The organism is Streptomyces sp. RLA012 (assembly GCF_056270325.1).
Map to the genome: position 1 here is coordinate 4068356 of NZ_JBWDPA010000002.1, position 19166 is coordinate 4087521.

Here is a 19166-nt window from a genome sequence, read left to right on the forward strand (position 1 = left end):
TGCCCTCGTGTCGACGCCGTGCCGAGCTTTTCGCGTGCTCGCTTCAAAATCCGTCGAATCCCTTGAAAACAAAGGGCCGTACGGATTCGGCAGACTTTCCGACCGGGCGCCTTTTGCCCGTTTTTATCCACAATCGATAATGCGACGCATTGCCAATTCTTTACATTGGATCACCGCAACCTTCGCGGGCTTCGAGCGGTAGTCACTGCGTCCGAGCCCGGAACGATCACCATCCGGCCGACGGTCGGTCGGCGGCCGGTCGGTCAACTCCCGGGCACGGATGGACACTTCACTGTTCTCTTCCGTCTAAGGAGCATCATGTCCCTCCCCCTGACCCGCCGGATCGCCCGTGCCGCGCTGCTGATCGCGGCGGGAGCGGCGCCCGTGGTCGGTGCGGCCGGCTCCGCCAGCGCGGCGGCCGAACTCCCGGCCACCCCCAACCTCGGCGGGCTGACCGCCCTGGACGGGGCGCACGTCGGCAACACGGTCGACGGTGCGACGCAGAACGTCACCGGGCTCGCGGGCACGACCGGCGGCAACGCCCTCAAGAAGGCCGTGCCGGCCGCGGGCAAGACCGGTGGCAGTGTCGCCAGGACGGCGACGCCGGCCGCACAGAAGGTGGCCGGGGACGCGGCGGGCCAGGCCGGGGGTCTGCTCGGCGAGACCGCGAAGACGGCCACCAAGGGTGGTCTGCCGACGGACGCGGCCACCAAGGGTGGTCTGCCGACCGGCCAGCTGCCGCTGAAGGGGCTGCCGCTCGGCTAGCCGCCGGGACTGCACGGACGAGGGGTCCAGGGAGCTTCCCTGGACCCCTCGCGCATGTCGGTCGTGACGCGCAGGTCGGTCGTGACGTGCGGGCCGTCGACGGCTGGTCGCGCCCACGCGGCGGAGCCGCACGATGTCACCGCCCCGCACCCTTAAAGGGGCGCCAGGCGCTCCACCGCCGCCGCCACCCGCTCGTCCGTCGCCGTCAGGGCCACGCGGACGAACTTCTCGCCCGCCGGGCCGTAGAAGTCGCCCGGAGCGACGAGGATGCCCAGTTCCGCCAGCCGGGCGACCGTCTCCCAGCAGGACTCGTCGCGGGTGGCCCACAGGTACAGGCTCGCCTCGCTGTGTTCGATGCGGAAGCCGCGCCGCAGCAGGGCCTCGCGCAGGGCGGTGCGGCGGGCCGCGTAGCGCTCGCGCTGTTCCCGGACGTGGGTGTCGTCCGACAGGGCGGCGACCACCGCGGCCTGGGTCGGCGCGGACGTCATCATCCCGCCGTGCTTGCGGATCTGGAGGAGCTCGCCGAGGACGGCCGGGTCACCGGCGAGGAACGCGGCGCGGTAGCCGGCCAGGTTCGAGCGCTTCGAGAGCGAGTGGACCGAGACGATCCCCTCGTAGGAGCCGCCGCACACGTCCGGGTGCAGGACCGAGACCGGGTCGGCCTCCCAGCCCAGTTCGAGGTAGCACTCGTCGGAGAAGACCAGCACGTCGTGCTCGCGGGCCCAGGCGACGATCCGGGTGAGTTCCGCGGCGGACAGGACCCGGCCCGTCGGGTTCGACGGGGAGTTCAGCCACAGGAGCTTCAGATCCGTCGGGTCCAGCTCCGTGGGGTCGTCGTAGGCCACGTGTTCCGCGCGGGCCAGCCGCGCGCCCACCTCGTACGTCGGGTACGCGAGGCGCGGGTGGGCCACCTTGTCGCCGGGGCCGAGGCCCAGCTGGGTGGGGAGCCAGGCGACGAGTTCCTTGGAGCCGATGATCGGGAGCACGTGGTGATGCGTGACGTCCCGCGCGCCGAGCCGCCGCTCGACCCAGCCCGTGAGCGCGTCCCGCAGTTCGGGCGTGCCCCACACCGTGGGGTAGCCCGGCGAGTCCGCGGCCGCGACCAGAGCTTTCTGGATCAGCTCGGGCACCGGGTCGACCGGGGTGCCGACGGACAGATCGACCATGCCGCCCGGATGAGCGGCGGCCGTCGCCTTGTAGGGCTCCAGCTTGTCCCAGGGGAAGACGGGAAGCCGGTCGGAGACTGCGGACACGGGATCGGGCTCACTTTCTCGTTCGTACTCGTTCGTACGACCCGTACGCGCGGCCGGTGCGACCCCGGCCGGAACGGGCTGATACGGCAAACGCCTCGGTCCCGTACGGCGATCGACGCGATCAGGCTGTACGGGACCGAGGCGATGCGTGGGTGCGGCCGCTTACTGGTTCTGCGGCGGAAGCGCTGCGACGAAGGGGTGGTCGCGCTCGATCAGGCCGAGCTTGCTGGCGCCGCCGGGCGAGCCGAGCTCGTCGAAGAACTCGACGTTCGCCTTGTAGTAGTCCTTCCACTCTTCGGGAGTGTCGTCCTCGTAGAAGATCGCCTCGACCGGGCACACCGGCTCACAGGCTCCGCAGTCGACGCATTCGTCCGGATGGATGTACAAGGACCGGGAGCCCTCGTAGATGCAGTCGACCGGGCACTCCTCGATGCACGCCTTGTCCTTGACGTCGACACAAGGCTGCGCGATGACGTAGGTCACGCTGTCGTTCCTCCTCGATAGGGCGCTGGCGGGCCTCCGTAGGCTCCGCCGCCTGGCGCGCGGGAGCGCGGCGTCGTCGATGCCCGCACCTAGTATCTCCGTTCCGGGGCGTGATCCATACAGGAGGGGTGAACTGACCTGTGGAAATCTCTGCGGCCGGACGTCTTGAGGTCCGAATCACCGCTGCTGACGTGGGCAAACGTGTCTCTGTTCGGCGGATGATCGACGATATCGAAGATGCCGCCGGGGGTGGGAGATTCACCGACGCGGTCGGTGTTCTCACATCATGGGACGAGGGTGTGCTGCTGATCACACGGCGCAACGGAGAGAGTGTCCGGATTCCGGAATCCTCGCTGGTGGCGGGCAAGGTCGTACCGGCCGCCCCGGCACGCCGACGGGGCCCCGCGGCCTCGTACGAGGAGCTGGCCCGGGTCGCGGCGCGGGCCTGGCAGCCGGTGGAGAGCGAGCGGCTCGGCGGCTGGGAGCTGCGGGCGGCGTCCGGGTTCACCCGGCGCGCGAACTCCGTGCTGCCGCTCGGCGACCCGGGCGTGCCGCCGGACGAGGCACTGACCTACGTACGCGGCTGGTACGCGGCCCGTGACCTGCCCGCCTACGTCCAGGCCGCGACCGGGGCCGAGGGCACGCAGGAGCCGCTGTGCGCGGAGCTGGAGGCGCGCGGCTGGGTGCGTGAGGTGAGCGCGGAGCTGTGGATCGGCGCCCTCGCGCCCCTCGCCGACCGCGAGGTCCCCGAGGGCCCCGGGGACCCCAAGGATCCGGAGGCTCCCGAGGCGGCCGAGGTGGTCCTCTCCCGCGCGGCGGACGAGGGGTGGCTCGGCCGCTACCAGCGCAAGGGAGCGAGCGAGGTCGCGCTGCGCGTACTGGGCAGCGGGCCCTCGCTGTGGTTCGCGACGGTGCCGGGCGCGGCGGGGGAGCCCCCGGCCGCGATCGGGCGGTGTGTGGTCGACGGGCGGTGGGCCGGTTTCGCGGCCGTCGAGGTCGACCCGGCCCGGCGCCGCCGGGGCCTCGCCACCGCCGTCGTGGCCGCACTGGCCCGGCGCGCCCTGGACGAAGGTGCCTCGGCGGCCTGGCTCCAGGTGGCCACGGACAACGCGGGAGCGCGGGCGCTGTACGCCGGGATGGGCTTCGCGGCGCATCACGCGTACCACTACTACCGCCCGTCCCAGCCGTCACAGGAATCTCACCCGGTCGGCGGCAGCCGCCGCCGACCGGCGTGAAGGGGTACGAGGCCACCATGCGTTCCCCTCATCCCCCGGAGCCGGAGCGGGCCGCCGAGGTACGGCGGCGGTTCGCCGAGGAGGCGCGGTCCGAGCGGCCCGATCTGGCGGTGCTGTGTCTGCTGGTGGGAGCGGCGGCGGACGGGACCCTGGACGAGGCGGGGACGGACGCGGCGCAGATCGAACTGGACCGGCTGGCCGGGCAGCTGCCGTTCCGGCCCGGCAGCCCGCTCGCCTGGGCGACCGCGCTCGCCGAGCTGCTCGGCGGCCGCTGTGGGTTCCGCGGATCGCCCGGGGACTATCAACGGCTGGAGTCGTCACTGCTGCACACGGTGCTGCGGCGGCGGCGCGGGCTGCCCATCCTGCTCTCCGTGGTGTGGATGGAGGTGGCCAGACGGGCCGGCGCGCCGGTGTACGGGGTCGCTCTGCCCGGGCATTTCGTGGTGGGCTTCGGGCCGACCGAGCAACAGGTGCTCGCCGATCCCTTCGACGGGGGGCGGGTGCTGAGCGGCTCCGATACCGAGCTGCTCGTACAGGGGGCCACAGGTGCGCCCCTCCAGCCCTCGATGCTCGTCCCCGCCCCTCCGCTCGACGTGGTCGTGCGGATCCTCAACAACGTCCGGGCGTGGGCGGCCGCGCGGCCGGAGCGGTCGGACGTCGCCCTGTGGGGCGTGGAGTTGTCGTTGCTGATGCCCTCGCATCCCGCGCGGTTGCGATATGAACGGGCTCAGCTTCTTGTGCAGCGTGGGGATTTCCTGGGCGGGGCCTCGGAGCTGGACGCCTACGCCGATGTGGTCGCCGCGGTGGATCCGCCGACGGCGGAACGGGTTCGGGGGCAGGCTCGGGCCGCGCGGGCGATGTTGAACTGAGACCGCGGTTCGCCCATGCGCCGTGAGAGGGACTGAATTTTCGCGGCTGCGGGTGTGGTGTGGCTGGTCGCGCCCACGCGGCGGAGCCGCAGCATGTCACAGCCCCGCGCCCCTTTGGGGCGCTCCCCTGCCCCGGGTTTTTACAGCCAGCCCTTTTCCCGTGCTATCCGGACTGCCTCTGCCCTGTTGCGGGCCGCCAACTTCTGGATCGCTGTCGACAGGTAGTTGCGGACCGTGCCCTGGGAGAGGTGGAGGGCGGTGGCGAGTTCGGCGTTGGTGGAGCCGTCGGCGGCCGCGCGGAGGACCTCGCGCTCGCGGTCGGTGAGGGGGTTGGCTCCCTCGGCGAGGGCGGCGGCCGCGAGAGTGGGGTCGATGACCCGCTCCCCGGCCAGCACCTTCCGTACCGCGGCGGCGAGTTGGGCCGCGGGGGCGTCCTTGACCAGGAAGGCGTCGGCGCCGGACTCCATGGCGCTGCGCAGATAGCCGGGGCGGCCGAAGGTCGTGAGGATGAGCAGTTTGATGCCGGGCAGTTCCTTGTGGACCTCGGCCGCCGCCTCGATGCCCGTCTTGCCCGGCATCTCGATGTCCAGGAGCGCCACGTCGATGTCGTGCGCGCGGGCCGCGGCCAGTACCTCGTCGCCGCGCGCCACCTGGGCGACCACCTCGATGTCCGGTTCCAGACCCAGCAGCGCGGCCAGCGCCTCGCGGACCATCGACTGGTCCTCGGCGAGCAGGACCTTGATCGTGCGGCTCATGCACCGGATCCTACGGGGTCGTCGGCCTCCTCGAACGGGGCGCGTACCGGCACCCGCGCGACCAGCCGGAAGCCGCGCTTCGCACGGCCCGCCTCCAGGATCCCGCCCGCCTTCTCCAGACGCTCGGTCAGGCCCGTCAGACCGTTGCCGGGGCCCTTGCCCGAGCCGCCCGAGCCGTCGTCCTCCACGCTCAGTTCGAGCACCGGGCCGTCCAGGGTCTGGCGGCGGACGAGCTCCACGGTGCAGCGCCGGGCCCCGCTGTGCCGTACGACATTGGTGACCGCCTCGCGCAGGGACCAGGCGAGCGCGGACTCGCTCTCCTCGGCGACGTCGGTGAGGTCCGGCTCGGCGGGCAGCTCCGCGGTGACGCCCGCCGCGGTCAACGCGACCTGTGCGCCGGCGAGTTCGCCGGACAGCCGGGGCCGCCGGTAGCCGGTGACCGCCTCGCGCACGTCGACGAGGGCCTGGCGGCTGACCTGTTCGATGTCGGCGACCTGCTGGGCCGCCTTCTCGGGGTGGTCGGGGAGCATCCGTCCGGCCAGCTCGCTCTTGAGCGTGATCAGGGAGAGCGAGTGGCCCAGCAGGTCGTGCAGATCCCGGGCGAGGCGCAACCGCTCCTCGTTCGCGGCCAGTTGGGCGACCGTCGCACGGGCCTCGCGCAGCGCGATCGTCGTGCGGACCAGTTCGCGTACGCCGGTCATGGCGAACCCGCCGAGGAACGCCGGGATGAGGAGCCCCGCCAGGAACTCCTTGCCGCCCGGGATCACCAGCGCGATCCCCGTCAGCAGGACGGCCACGGCCGGGATGGCCCAGCGGGCCAGCCGCAGCGGGAGCACTGCGCCGGACGCGACCGAGACGTACACGAACAGGACGAGCCACTCCCGGCCCAGGGTGAAGGACAGCAGGCCGGCCTCGGCCGCGAGGACCACCAGCGAGCCCAGCACGAAGGGGGTGGTCTCGCCGCGGCCGGTGCGGAAGACCAGTGCCCCGTACCACCCGACGAAGGCCACGAGGCCGAACCAGCCGAGGACGACGACACCCGTGCTGTGCCCGCCGTGCACCAGATCGCTGACGGGCGCACTCAGATAGACGAGCCAGATACCGGTCCAGATGGCCTTGATCGCCCTCTGCCTGCGGTTCTGCGGGCGCTGCCCGATGCGGACGCTGCTCACGCCTTCAGCGTGTCCTTCCGGTACAGCCATGCCGCGCCACCCGCGAAGAGGAGGAAGGAGACGGCGAGGATGGCGAGGTCCTTCGCGTGCGGGGCGTCGCCCAGCTCGATGGAGCGCCCGAGGGCAGCGTACGCGTGCGTGGGCAGCCAGGCCGCGATCTTCTGCAGCCAGTCGGGGAAGGTGGTCGTGGGCATCCACAGGCCGCCGAGCACCGAGAGCCCGAAGTAGAGGATCATGGTGATCGGGCGGACCGCGTCGCCGCTCGCGAGATAGCCGATGGCCACGCCGAGCGCGGCGAAGACGAGGCTGCCCGCCCAGATCGCGCCGGTGAGCGCGAGCCACTGCCAGGCGTCCAGCCGTACGTGCTTCACCGCGGCGGCGACCACGAAGACGACCACGATCGACGGCAGGCTGATCACGGCGGCGCTGGCGGTCTTCGCCAGCACATAGCCGTGGCCCGGGAGCGTGGTGAGCCTCAGCTGCCGTACCCAGCCGCTCTCGCGCTCCTTCGCGATGCGCTCGCTGTTGCCCATCAGGACGGCGGTCAGAGCGCCGAAGGAGGCCATGGAGACCATGAAGAAGGTCGGCAGGGTGAGTCCGGTGCCGTCCACCTCGGTGGTGCTGTCGGCGCTGCCCGCGATCAGCAGGAACAGGGCCGAGGGGTAGATCACCGAGAAGAACAGGAACTTCTTGTTGCGCAGGGCGCGGACGATCTCCAGCCTGATGAGGCTCCGGGAAACGAATGCGTTCATCATCGCTCCTTCGCCTCCTCGGCGGCCGTGATGGCGACGAAAGCCTGTTCGAGGCCGAGCCCGGCGACTTCGAGATTACGGGGGTAGTGGCCGAGACCGTACAGCGCGTGGACGGTCGCGTCGGCGTCGGAGGACTGGATGCGGACGGTGTGTCCGGACACGTCGATCGAGGTCAGGAAGGGCAGGGCACGCAGTGGAGCCTCGTCGATGGGGCCTTCCAGGTCGAAGGCGACCCGGCGGGCGCCGGCCTTCGCCTTGATCTCGGCGGCGGTGCCGTCGGCCAGCAGGCGCCCGCGGTGCAGCACCAGGACGCGGTCCGCGATGGCGTCGGCCTCCTCCAGGTAGTGCGTGGCGAACAGGACGGTACGGCCCTGGTCGGCCTGCTCGCGCATGGTGGCCCAGAAGGCCTGGCGGGCGGAGACGTCCATGCCGGTGGTGGGTTCGTCGAGGACGATCAGGTCGTTGGCCCCGGCGGTGGCGAGCGCGAAGCGGACGCGCTGTTCCTGGCCGCCGGAGAGCTTGTTGACCTTGCGGTCGGCCAGCTGCGAGATGCCCGCGCGGGCCAGCACCTCGGTGACGCGGAACGGCTTGGGGTGCAGATCGCAGGCGAGCTTCACCAGTTCGCCGACCGTCACCTCGTCCATCAGTCCGCCGCTCTGCAGCATGGCGCCCACCCGGCCGCCGACGATCGCCTCGCGGGGGCTGGTGCCGAACACCCGGACCGCGCCGCTGTCGGCGTGCTTGAGGCCGAGGAGCAGGTCCAGTGTGGTCGACTTGCCCGCGCCGTTCGGCCCCAGGAGGGCGACGGTCTCGCCCGGGTGCAGGTCGAGTGTCAGCCCGTCCACGGCCCGCACGCCGCCATAGCTCTTGGTCACCGATGCGAACCCGACCACCGGGGTGGTGGTGGGCCGTGCCGCTGTCGTTGTCATGGCATCCATGCTGGCGGCGGGGGCCGGGGGCCCGGCAGTGTCGGCAGTCCCGAGTGCCGGATGACAGATGTCATACGACGACGGAGGGCACCCGGCGGGTACCGGGTGCCCTCTCTCGGTCGTGCGCGACTAGCTCGGGTTCGTGTCGATGACCGCGACCCGGTCGGTCTTGCTCATCAGTGCCTTGCGCAGAGCGAGGTAGACGTCCTCGGGTGTCACGGACGTCTTCTTGCCGTCGGCCCGGGTGATGAGCACACCGTCGAACGTCTGGCCGTAGAGCTCCTTCAGGGCGGCCAGGTCGGGCTTGTCGACCAGCTTGCCGTTGGCGGCCGTCACCCCGAGGAACTTCCACAGCGACTTCTGCGGACTCATCGGGATCGAGTGCGCCGCGTCCGTCTGCACGGTCACCTGGGCCGACATCGCGGGCTCCGCGAAGCTCTTCATCATCCGGTCGACCTCGGCGTTCGAGACCGTCGGCTGACGGGTCGTGGTGGCGACCTTCACCGGGGTGCTGGTGCCGGTCTCGACCTGGGCGCGGTACGCGTCCTCGACGGCCTGGGTCGAGGCCGCGACGTCGATGCCCTTGCCCGCCTTGCCGTACGCGGCGACGGCCTTGCCCGCCTCGAACTTGATGGTGCCGTCGCTCGCCGAACCGGAGCCGCCCGCGGTGTCCTGCAGCGCGGCCTGCAGCTTCTCCTCGTCGACGGGCATCGTCGGCTCGACGACGCGCTCCTGGCCGAACAGCGAGCCGATCACGGAGACCGGGTTGTAGTCACTGCCCGCCGCGGCACGGACCGTGGCCTGGGTGTCGAGCTGGAGCCCGGCCTGGTCCGGCTTGAGCGAGACCGTGGTGCCGTCCACGGACAGCTTCAGCGCCTGGTTCGTACGGGCTCCGAAGGCGTCGTCGAGCTTCTTGACGGCCTCGTCCCGGGTGCCGCCGCCGATGTCGACGCCGAGCACGGTGGTGCCCTTGGGCACGTCCGAGCGGTTCATGAGCAGCCCCGCGCCGTAGACGCCACCGCCGATGAACACCACGGCGACGACCAGCAGCGTCAGCTTGCTGCGGCCCTTCTTCTTGGCCGGCTTCTTGGAGGAGGCGGCGGGCTTCGGGGCCGGCTCGGGCGCCTTCGGCGGGGTGTGCGGCAGGGGTCCGTCGGTGTGCGCGCCCGGCCCGAACGGCGAGTTCTGGGCAGGCGGCACAACGGGGATGCCGCTGGTCAGAGTGTGCCCGGAGACATTGTCCCCGGGGCCGCCGTAGCCCTGGCCGCCCGGCTCGGGCGCGTGCTTCTGCGGGGTGAGGATCGCGGTGTCGTCGCTGAGGCCGCCACCGGGGTACCCCGGTCCCTGGCCCACGGCGCCGTGACCGCCGGGAACACCATGACCGCCGGGAACACCATGACCACCGGGGCCGCCATGACCACCGGGGCCCGCGGCCAGACTGCCCGGCGCCGCGCCCGGACCGGTCGGCGGCGCCAGCGGGCCGTCCCCGGTGACCGGACCGCCGGTCGGGCCCGAGGGACCGCCCAGGCCGTTGCCCGAAGGGTTCTCCGAGAAGTTCTCCACGAAGTACGGGAGGTCGTCGCGGCGCGGTTCGCCACCGGGACCACCAGGGCCACCCTGACCACCAGGGCCACCCTGACCACCAGGGCCACTCTGGCCACCGGGACCGCCCGGGCCACCCGGACCGTCGTTTCCTATGGCCGGGAAGGCGGCCGTGTTGCCCAGCGCCGCGGAGACGTCGAAGGAACCGGTGCCGCCGCCGTGGCCGGGCGCCACGGGTCCGGCGCCGGTGGCGCCGGGCAGCCCGGCACCGTTGGTGCCGCCGCTCCCGGGCCGGGGCGCGTTCGCCCCGCCGGGCCGGGCACCGCCCGCGGCACCCAGCGGACCCGTGCCGTTCGCGCCACCGGGAGCACCGGGGCCCCCGCCCGAAGCGGCCGGAGCACCCGGAGCGCCGGGACGCACACCGCCGGCACCGGGACCGCCCGGCGCGCCCGCGCCCTGCGGCGCCGCGGGACCCGAACCGCCGGGCAGGCCCGCGCCATTGCTGGCCCCGCCGCCCGAGCCGCCGCCCGGCGCACCGGACTTACGGGGTGCGAACCAGTCGCTGGTCTTCTCCTGGGCCGGAGCGCCGCCCGGAGCGGCGGCCTCGGCCGACGCGTCCATGGCCGTGGCCACGGGCGCACTCGGCGGACTCATGGCACGCTGCGCCTCCGCGGGCGCTCCCGCGGAACTCACCGACTCGGCGGACGCGTCGGCGTCCCCGACCGGTGTGCGCATGACGACCGGCGGAATGGGCCGCGATCCGGGGATGTTGATCCGGATCCGTGTCGTCAGTGTGGTCTCGGTCTTGCGCTCCTCCGGCGGGGTGCCGGCGGCCGAACGCCCCGCGTCGGCACCGTTTTCGGAAACCATGGGGGTCCCGTACGGGGGCGTCCCCGACGGGTACGCGGCTCCACCGCGCCCGTTGGGCCCGGAGGACGAACTGTCAGTTTCACGACTCAAGGCAGGTTCTCCCGGTTGGCTCCGCCGCCCGTTTACTCGACCTCATCTCGGGCAGCTCGGCGGCGCGCACCACCATACTGGCCGTATTCGGCGCGCAAACCTCGCCCGCCCAGGAAAATCACACGGGACCCGCACCTGTCCGATAGCGCGAAGTGGTACGTCACTTCCCAAGTCGGACGACGGAGCCGTCCGGTTGCCGCCCCTGGCCAAGGGTGGCGCACATCACAGCCACAGCCATCCCGCCGAGCAGGAAGAGGTAGGAGCCGATCCCCGCGCCGAAGAGGAAATCGCCTTCCGGGCGGGTGGAGGTGAGCAGGACGACGGCGATCATCCAGCCCACCGCGGGCGCGACGGCCCCGGCCCGGGAGCCGCTCGCCCGCGATCCGCCCAGGAAGAGCCCGGCCGCGCCGGCCAGGGCGAGCAGCAATCCGCCCGGGAACCAGGCGGCTTGCAGCAGCGCTCCGGCGGCCCCGACCACGGCTCCGAGCACGAACAGGCCCAGATGGGCCACGATCCGTCCGACGGAGGGGCGCGGCAGCGGCTGGGCGAGCGCGCTCCCCCGCTGTCCCGACATACTCATCACACGTCCGCCTTTCCCTGCCCGGTCCCCGTGGATCCCTGCCCGGTCCCCGTGGATCCCTGCCCGGTCCCCGTGGATCCCTGTTCGATCCCCGCGAAGAGGTCCGTCTCACGATCGGGTCCCGTGCGCTCCCCGCGCACCAACTCGTAGTACTCCGTGCTGAACAGCGGCTGCGCCAGTCGGTTCGAGAGCGCGAACCAGGGCTCGGCGACCTCGATCTGGGTGACGTGCGCCCGCAGGGCGGCGGCCTTCGCGGTGGCGTACGCGGCGCCGTCGATCGCGGTGGTGACCACCGGGTCGTCGACCACGCCGGGCACGTCGTCCACGGCGGCGGACTCCTCGAACGGCAGCCCGGGAAGGGCCTCGCGCAGCCGCCGGAAGCCCTCCTCGGCGACCGTGCGCGGTACGCGGTTCCAGTAGACCTTGGCGATCTCCCAGGGCGCGCCGAGGTCCGGGCGGAAGGCGGGGTCCGCGGCCAGCTCGGCGGCGCGCACGGCGACGCGGTGGGCCTGGATGTGGTCCGGGTGTCCGTAGCCCCCGTCTGGGTCGTAGGTGACGAGCACCTGGGGGCGTACCTCGCGGATCACCTCGACGAGGTGGACGGCGGCCTCGTCGGTGTCGGCGGACCAGAAGGCGCCCGCGCGGTGGTTCTGCTCGACGCCCATCATCCCGGAGTCGCGAAAGCGGCCGGGGCCGCCGAGGAAGCGGTGGTCGGTGACCCCGAGTTCCTTCATGGCGGCGGCCAGCTCGCCGATCCGGTGCGGGCCGAGTCCGCCCTCGCGGTCGGGCGCGAGATGGGCGAGCCCGGGTGGAATGACCTCGCCCTCCTCGCCGAGAGTGCAGGTCACCAGCGTCACATGGGCGCCCTCGGCCGTATACCTGGCCATGGTCGCGCCATTGTTGATCGATTCGTCGTCCGGGTGCGCGTGCACCAGGAGCAGACGCCGGTCGGGCAGTTCCGTCATGGAACCCACCCTACGAGGCGCCCACCCTCCGTCCCGCCCTCCCCCGGCCGCCTCTCACCCCTCGTCCGTCCTCGTCTGCCGCCCCTCGTCGTCGAGTACGTGGGCGATGGCCAGCGCGATCCGCTCGATCCAGTCGATCGCGTCGGTGACCTCGGCCTCGTCGATCGGACGACGCTGCTTGAGATCGCCGTCGATCAGGTCGGCGTCGTGGGCGATCCTGTTGCGCCGCTGAGTGATCTCCAAATAGCGACTGCGAAGCTTCTTCTCGTTCAGGGTGGTGCGGCCCTGGAACCAGTCGTTGATCCGTCCCGCCGCCTCGTACCAGACCTTCTTCTCCGTCACGAGCTTGAGTACCTCGGAGATCTTTCCGGGGTGCTGAAGCGCCTGGCCTGCGAGCTTGTCGCGCAGGTGCTCGACGACAGCTTCGGCCAGCGTCACGTCGCCCCGGCGCACAGCCTCGACCCGGTACAGCGGAAGTTCGTAGGTACGCAGCTGGTACGGCATGTCGGGGCTGTCCTTGCCCGCCAGCTCCGCGACACGGCGCAGTACTTCCTCGTGCAGCCAGTGATCGATCGCCCCGACCGCCTGCACCCAGGCCGCCCGGTAGAAGTCGTCAATGTCGATCGTGGGCGACCGGAACGGGGTGAGCATCCGGCCCGCTTCGACCATGCGCCGGGCGTACGAGAGGTTCGTCATGAACGCCTCGAACTGGTGCGTCTGCGGTCTGTGAATGGCCATGCGTAGACCCCCGTATTAACTCTTCGTAGCTATCGCTACGATCACGATTCCCGAGCCGGACGGGAGGCAGTCAAGCCGGAATGCGAGCCTCGGACAAAGGTGGCCGATTCCGGCCCGTGTGTTTCCGGATCGCACTCCTCCGGACAGGCCATGACCTCGCCTCTCTAGGCCCCTACCCGGCCGATCGGCAGTCGCAGCGCCGTCTCCGGGGGCCGATAAGTCGACGCTTAGAAGCCCAGATACGTGATCTGGACGATGTAAACACGCTCACTCCGCACGACGACCTGATAGGTGAACATCCCACCGGGGACGATGATGTCGCCGCCTTTTGGGTCACCTCCTTCGTGGGCCCTGCCGTGGACGTGGAAGGCTTCGGCCGCCCTGACCAGTTCGTCCGCCTTTGCTTCCACCTTGGCGAGAAAGTCGGCCGGCGCGGTACGAGCGGCTTCCTCCGCCCCGAAGGCGTACTCCCACTTCCAGCTCACGCGCGGACTGCCTTCATGGCCTCGTCGAGGACAGAGGCCAGTTCTCGCAGGGCTTCCTGAGCGGTCGCCGGATCTTCGTGTTCCAGATGACTCTTCGCGTGCGAGTACCGGGCGGACAGATCGGGGCGGCGCGCGATTTCGATGTCCCTGGCCCAGGTCAGTACCCAACTCCGCACGGGGCTGAGTGACTGCCACTCGACCGCCTTGGCGAACGCCTCGTCCTTCTTGGCCTGCATCTCCTCCAGACGGCCCGGGTCGACGACGGCAAGGGCCGCACGCAGGGCGTCAGGGGTGCGCTCGGGACGGGGGATCAGCTCGTGTCCGTGATCAGACTGGGTGCTCATCGTGTCCTCCTGGGGATGCCCCCGCCAGGGTAGCGAGCCGGGCCGGTGGCCGAGCCGCCCACGCGAGGAGGTTAGAAGCCCGTCGGCGGAGAGTCTGTCCACAGGGAGAGAGCCGGCCATGATGGGCCCGGAGCCTTTCGTGTCGCAAAGCCAATGCTCTGAACGTCCGAATACCTGAACAAGCGGGTGTCAGGTAGCCGCGGGGACGGCGACCCGACAGTCTCGGCAGCGGCCGGGCTCGGGCGCCCGGAAGGCACGGTCACAGCCGTCGCAGGTCTGGAGCGGGTGCCGGGCGGCCGATGGCGGGGTGGGCGCGCGGAACGGGGGCGGTGGTGGCAGCTGCGCGGTGAGGCGGTGGGCCAGAAGGGCGGCCGGGCGTCGCGGCCCTTCGGGCGGCAGGTCGGTGGTGAGTGCGTGGCGTACGGCGGTGGGGCTGACGTCGCGTTCCAGCCAGGTGGCGACGCCGGGGGCGAGGTGGGCGCTGTCGCAGGCGGAGAGGAGCAGCCGGGGGTCGTCACGGCGCAGGTCCGCGAGGAGGTCGGCGGCGGCCTGGAGGAGGGCGGGGGCGGGGCAGACGGGGTGCGGCACCGCGGGAAGGGGTTTGCGGGGTGCACGCGTCCTGGGATGCCCCGGGGTCGGCCGTGCGGGTTCGGGGGCGGCCCCGTGGTCCGTACGGCGTCCGGGCTGGTTGCAGGAGACCGTGCGGGTGACGATACGGCCGCCGGGGATGCGCTCGCGGGCGCGGCGCAGGTAGCCGTGGGCTTCGAGCTCGCGCAGGGCGGCGGCGATACGGGTCGCGCCCTCGGGGAAGCGGGCGGTGAGGGTCTTGATGTCGACACGGGCGCCGTTCGGCAGCGACTGGAGGTGCACGGCCAGCCCGATCGCGAGGAGCGAGAGCTCGGGGTGCTGGGCGAGGTGGTTGCCGATCACCGTGAAACGGGTGGTGTGGCGGGTGTTGTCGTGGGTGAGGCCGCCGCCGGAACCGGGGTGCCGCACCGGGTGTTTGTCTCCCGCAATCCGGGACTGGGCATGCGGGGGCGCGCTAGGGTTCTGCGTATCCATCGGGAAGCTCCTACTTCCTCGGTGGTCAGGCCCTCGCACTGGGATTGCCGTCCCGGCGGGGGCCGTCGCATGTCTGCGGTTGTGTTGCGCCGAGCGTAAGGCAGGCAACCGGTCCCGAATCCAGCCGAGTTGGTGATGTTCACCCGCGCGGGTGAGTTTGCGCGGCGGGCGGGAGGGGTGGGGCTTGGTCGGGTTCTTTCACCCTCGTGTTTCTTGGGAAAGACCGCCCGTCGCGCCGGAACACAGGCGGACGGGTTCCGGTGGTGCACGGGCAGCGCCGCTCGGAGAGGATGTCTGCCATGCCGAAGACCACACAACTGCGTACGTACACCGTCCGGGACGGCCTGCTCGACGAGTGGGTGAAGCGGTGGCGGGACGAAATCGTTCCGCTGCGGCTGGAGTTGGGGTTCAGGATCGGAGGAGCTTGGGTGGACCGCGAGAGCAACCAGTTCGTCTGGCTGATCTCGTACGACGGCCCGGAGAGCTTCGCCGAGCGCAACGCGCTGTACTGGTCGTCGCCCGAACGCGAGGCCATGAGCCTGAACCCGGACGACTACCTGATCCGCACCGAAGAGCTCACGGTCGAACCGGCCTACTGATCACACGGTCACACGGGGTCGAGCGGCAGCAGATGCTGCCGCCGTTCCTCGTGAGTGAGGGTACGGAAGACCCTTCCGCGGGCGGTCGCCTCCAGCCGGTCGTGGTCGGGCTCCGCCCTCCATACCCGCGCCGTCCCGTCGGCCGATCCCGTGAGCAGCCGTGTGCCGTCGGGGGACCAGGCAACGGATGTCACCTTGTCCTGGTGCACACCGACAACGGCGATCTCCTCAAAGGTGGTGGCGGACCAGACCCGTACGGTGCGGTCGTCGGCGCCCGTGGCGATGTGCCGTCCGTCCGGTGACCAGGCCACCGCGCGAAGCCGTCCTTCGTGCCCCCTCAGCACCTCGATGCGCCGTCCGGTGAGGATGTCCCACACGCCAGCCGTCCAGTCGCCGGAAGCGGTGGCGATCCTCGCCTCATCCGGGGACCAGGCCACGTCCTCCACGTAGTTGTCGTGGCCGCGTAGCACTGTGAACTGCCGCCCCTCCCCGATGTCCCACAGTCGGCACGTACGGTCGTCGGAACAACTGGCGAGCCGCCGTCCGCTCGGCGACCAGGCCACACGCCCCACCCAGTCCTGATGCTCCGTCAGTTTCAACACCTCGGTCCCGTCCGACGCGGACAGGACACGCACCGCACCGTCATGGCCACCAGTGGCGATCCGGCCGCCGTTCGAAGACCACGCGCACCCCTCGACGACCTCACCCTGTCGTTCGAACAGCGTGCCTCCGTGCCCGTCGACGATCCGGAACAGGCCGTCGTTGGCGCCGAACGCGAGCCGTTCCCCTTGGGGAGCCCAGGCGACGGCCCAGACCCGGTCCTCCACCTCGGTCACCGGTCCGGCAGGAACGCCGGTTACCGCGTCCCAAACCCCTACGGTGCCGTCGTCCGAGGCCGTGGCGAAACGGCTGCCGTCGCCGGACCACGTGGCCTGGTTCACCGGGCCTCGGTGTCCCTCGGCCATGACGACCTCGGCGCCACGCGGACGCAGGTCCCACACCATGCCGGCGCCGTCGGTGGAACTGGTGGCAAGCATCGTCCCGCAGGGTGACCAGCAAACACCCCACACGGTGTCCGCATGGCCGCGCAACACGGCCAGGACCTTGGCGTTCTCGGTGTCGACGATGCGCACTGTGCGGTCGGAGGAGGCGCTGGCCAGCATCCGTCCGTCCGGCGACCAGGCCAGGTTCCACACGTAGTCGGTGTGCCCTCGCAGCAACAGGCGCAGATCACCGGTCCCGGCGTCCCAGATGCGGGCGGTATGGTCCCCGGAGCCGGTGGCGATGTGTCGTCCGTCCGGCGACCAGGCGATGCCCTCCACGAAGTCCGAGTGCCCGGTGAGCGTGGTGGCCGCCGTCCCTGTCGTCAGGTCCCAGACGATCGCGGTCTGATCGTGGGACGCGGAGGCGAGGCGGCTGCTGTCCGGCGACCACGCCACGCCCCACACATCTTCGCCGTGTCCGTGCAGTTCGTGTACAAGCCGCCCGGTGTCGGCCTCCCAGACCCGTACGATCCGGTCCTTGGAGCTTGCGGCGACATGTCGGCCGTCCGGCGACCAGGCCACCTGTCTGTTGAGATCTCCGGCCCCAGCCAGCAGATGGACCGGCTCTCCCGAGACGGCATCCCAGATCCGTACGACACGGTCACGGCCGACGGTCGCGAGCCTCGCCGAGTCCGGTGACCAGGCAACGGACTCCACCATGACGCCGTCGCACGGCAGCACCAGCAAGGGACGTCCGGACGGCGCGTCGTAGACGCGGCCCGTGCCGTCCCTGGACGCCGTGGCCAGCATGCGCCCGTCCGGGGACCAGGCGATGTGCCGGACAGTGTCCGTGTGTCCGTCGAGCCGGGAGCGGAGGTGACTCGCCGCCAGCGCCGCCATCAGTCCGCGCCGGGCCGAGGGCGTGGGCGCGCACTCGCCCAGCGCGGCGAGCGAGAGCAGCAGGGAACGCTCCGGTTCGCTCTCCGCGCTCAGCAGAACCTGACGGCCGATACTGTCGGAGACCTGGCTCAGGAAGGTCAGGTCGTGGCGCTGCGAGGACTCGACGAGCGCGCGGGCAGGTGTGGACGCCTGCCCGGATTCTTCCAGGGCTTCCAACCAGCGCCGGGCCGCCGTGAGGCGTTCGCCGGTAAGGAGATAGTCGTCGCTGCGTCCGGCCCGCTCCCAGTCGGCCGCCCATCGCTCCAGTTCGGCGCGCTCGCGGAGTCGTTCGGCCCGCGCCTCGACCTCCTGCCGCAGTGGGGCCCACTGGCGGAACAGCGCCTCGTGCGTCACCTGCGCAAACGGCTCACCGCCGGCTACGGAGCCGTCGCCCGTGACGTCAGTGCGCAGCAGCCGTGCCTCGACGAAGGCATCGACGACATGGCGGTCCCGTTCGCCGAGTTCGGACAGCGGCACATGACGGCGGGCCACCTCCTGCCCCTCGACGGTGACAAACCTGAGCAGGACGCGGAGGACGGCGTCGATGCCCACGCCCGCACCGAGCTCGGTCACGGTGTTGTCCGCCTGGCGCGCGAGCGCGCCGGGTACTCCGCCGAGCCGCCGGTACAGCTCCTCGGTCACCGTCCCACCAGGGCCGGAGGCGAAGTACAGCTCCTGGAGGAGATAGGCAAGCAGCGGTAACGCGTCGTCCGTACCGGTCTCACTCACGATGGAGTCGACGACTCCGGGCTCGAAGCCGAGGCTGACGAGGGCCCCGGGACGCTCCACGACTTCGACGAGCTGCGCTCTGCTCAAGGTGCCGATGGCGATGGGATGTTGGAGGAGATCCGCCTGCCCCGTGCCGAGAAGCCTGCCGAGCAGGTCCACCCGGAGGGTGACCAGTACCCGGACCGCCGAGTCGTGTTCCACGCAGGTACGCAGTGCTTCGAGGAACTGGGCGCGTTCACGCTCCCCCGCCAGGGTGACGACCTCCTCGAACTGGTCGACCACGAGGAGTATCCGCCGGAACCGGCCGCCACGCAGCCGCGACAGCTCGGCTCGCAGGGCGTCCGGCCCCTGGCGCAGCCTGCGCAGTACGGTGCTCGCCGGTTCCTGCCCGTCGGCGGCGGCCGCCAGCGCTGCTGCAAGGGCACCCAGCGGATTGGAGCCGGGGACGAAGGCCGGCACGACAGTCCAGCGGCGTTCCCGAAGCCTGGGCATCACCCCGGCTCTGACCAGCGAGGACTTTCCGCTGCCGGACGCCCCGACCAGCACCAGGAACCGTTCCGCGGGACGGGTCGCGGTGGTGTGCAGCCTGCGCGTCATTTCGGCGGCCTGTGCCTCCCGGCCGAAGTAGACAGCTGCCTCGTCCTCGTCGAACGCGTCGAGACCCGGGTACGGAACCCGCTCCCTCGGCCACTCGCTCCGGGGCGGCGCGGGATGCTCCAGCCGGTAGACGACGACTTGCCCAGCCACAAGCGCCACGATCAACACGCCGATGGCCGGAACGGAGAACCGCTGAATAGCCTCCAGTGCCCAGGGAACCTTGTCGGTGCTGGTCGCGTAGTTGGTGGCGATCCCGAGTAAGCAGGCGACCAGCGCCAGCATGATCTGGATGGCGACCTGCACACGGTTCCTCATCGGACACCACTCACGACCGCGCCGCCACCCACCAGCACCGCTCAACCCCCGTTCCACCGGCCTCGAAAGACCGGCATCGCGTCATCCGCTCATGACCATCTTCCGAGGCTTCACA

At 71.2% G+C, this 19166-nt stretch carries 18 protein-coding genes; 4 read left to right on the plus strand and 14 right to left on the minus strand.

Going from position 1 to position 19166, the window contains the following annotated elements; genetic code table 11:
- The first annotated feature begins 318 nt into the window (after positions 1-318).
- Entirely contained in the window at positions 319-765 is a 447-nt protein-coding gene (locus tag RV986_RS18290; RefSeq protein WP_475918429.1) for an ATP-binding protein, read from the plus strand.
- A 152-nt stretch (positions 766-917) separates the two neighbouring features.
- Here the strand turns inward: RV986_RS18290 and RV986_RS18295 are convergent, their stop codons facing one another.
- A complete protein-coding gene (locus RV986_RS18295; RefSeq protein ID WP_475918430.1) occupies positions 918-2018 on the minus strand; it encodes a bifunctional succinyldiaminopimelate transaminase/glutamate-prephenate aminotransferase in 1101 nt (366 codons plus the stop codon).
- A 162-nt stretch (positions 2019-2180) separates the two neighbouring features.
- Positions 2181-2501, minus strand: a complete 321-nt coding sequence (gene fdxA, locus RV986_RS18300) for a ferredoxin (RefSeq protein ID WP_019058397.1) — start codon at positions 2499-2501, stop codon at positions 2181-2183.
- Between the two features lie 140 nt (positions 2502-2641).
- Between fdxA and RV986_RS18305 the strand changes: the two genes are divergently transcribed.
- Positions 2642-3736, plus strand: a complete 1095-nt coding sequence (locus RV986_RS18305) for a GNAT family N-acetyltransferase (RefSeq protein ID WP_475918431.1) — start codon at positions 2642-2644, stop codon at positions 3734-3736.
- Between the two features lie 17 nt (positions 3737-3753).
- A complete protein-coding gene (locus RV986_RS18310; protein ID WP_475918432.1) occupies positions 3754-4605 on the plus strand; it encodes a transglutaminase family protein in 852 nt (283 codons plus the stop codon).
- Between the two features lie 140 nt (positions 4606-4745).
- Here the strand turns inward: RV986_RS18310 and RV986_RS18315 are convergent, their stop codons facing one another.
- The 11 genes from RV986_RS18315 to RV986_RS18365 all read right to left on the minus strand — a co-directional run bounded on the left by RV986_RS18315 (position 4746) and on the right by RV986_RS18365 (position 14889).
- Positions 4746-5360, minus strand: coding sequence for a response regulator transcription factor (locus RV986_RS18315; RefSeq protein ID WP_475918433.1), 615 nt, complete (start codon positions 5358-5360; stop codon positions 4746-4748).
- Positions 5357-6532 (minus strand): sensor histidine kinase, encoded by a 1176-nt coding sequence (locus RV986_RS18320; protein ID WP_475918434.1) that lies wholly within the window; start codon positions 6530-6532, stop codon positions 5357-5359. Before RV986_RS18320 ends, RV986_RS18315 begins: the two co-directional genes overlap by 4 nt.
- Positions 6529-7287, minus strand: coding sequence for an ABC transporter permease (locus RV986_RS18325; protein WP_475918435.1), 759 nt, complete (start codon positions 7285-7287; stop codon positions 6529-6531). Before RV986_RS18325 ends, RV986_RS18320 begins: the two co-directional genes overlap by 4 nt.
- Complete coding sequence (locus RV986_RS18330; protein WP_475918436.1) at positions 7284-8213, minus strand: ABC transporter ATP-binding protein; 930 nt, start codon at positions 8211-8213, stop codon at positions 7284-7286. The genes RV986_RS18325 and RV986_RS18330 overlap by 4 nt, the downstream gene beginning before the upstream one ends.
- Positions 8214-8342: 129 nt before the next feature.
- Complete coding sequence (locus RV986_RS18335) at positions 8343-10715, minus strand: peptidoglycan binding domain-containing protein (protein ID WP_475918437.1); 2373 nt, start codon at positions 10713-10715, stop codon at positions 8343-8345.
- A 160-nt stretch (positions 10716-10875) separates the two neighbouring features.
- Complete coding sequence (locus RV986_RS18340; RefSeq protein WP_475918438.1) at positions 10876-11295, minus strand: DUF6113 family protein; 420 nt, start codon at positions 11293-11295, stop codon at positions 10876-10878.
- Positions 11295-12260 carry an N-acetyl-1-D-myo-inositol-2-amino-2-deoxy-alpha-D-glucopyranoside deacetylase gene (gene mshB / locus RV986_RS18345; RefSeq protein ID WP_475918439.1) on the minus strand — a complete coding sequence of 322 codons (966 nt, stop codon included), beginning with the start codon at positions 12258-12260 and terminating at the stop codon, positions 11295-11297. The genes RV986_RS18340 and mshB overlap by 1 nt, the downstream gene beginning before the upstream one ends.
- Before the next feature lie 54 nt (positions 12261-12314).
- Positions 12315-12998, minus strand: a complete 684-nt coding sequence (locus tag RV986_RS18350; protein ID WP_475918440.1) for a hypothetical protein — start codon at positions 12996-12998, stop codon at positions 12315-12317.
- A gap of 227 nt (positions 12999-13225) precedes the next feature.
- Entirely contained in the window at positions 13226-13483 is a 258-nt protein-coding gene (locus RV986_RS18355; RefSeq protein ID WP_475918441.1) for a hypothetical protein, read from the minus strand.
- Positions 13480-13827, minus strand: coding sequence for a hypothetical protein (locus RV986_RS18360; protein ID WP_475918442.1), 348 nt, complete (start codon positions 13825-13827; stop codon positions 13480-13482). The genes RV986_RS18355 and RV986_RS18360 overlap by 4 nt, the downstream gene beginning before the upstream one ends.
- A gap of 189 nt (positions 13828-14016) precedes the next feature.
- Positions 14017-14889: a helix-turn-helix domain-containing protein gene (locus RV986_RS18365; RefSeq protein WP_475918443.1), complete on the minus strand. Its 873-nt coding sequence runs from the start codon at positions 14887-14889 to the stop codon at positions 14017-14019.
- 299 nt (positions 14890-15188) lie between these two features.
- Between RV986_RS18365 and RV986_RS18370 the strand changes: the two genes are divergently transcribed.
- Positions 15189-15488: an NIPSNAP family protein gene (locus tag RV986_RS18370; protein ID WP_475918444.1), complete on the plus strand. Its 300-nt coding sequence runs from the start codon at positions 15189-15191 to the stop codon at positions 15486-15488.
- Between the two features lie 8 nt (positions 15489-15496).
- Here the strand turns inward: RV986_RS18370 and RV986_RS18375 are convergent, their stop codons facing one another.
- Positions 15497-19051, minus strand: a complete 3555-nt coding sequence (locus RV986_RS18375; protein ID WP_475918445.1) for an nSTAND1 domain-containing NTPase — start codon at positions 19049-19051, stop codon at positions 15497-15499.
- Positions 19052-19166 lie beyond the last annotated feature (115 nt).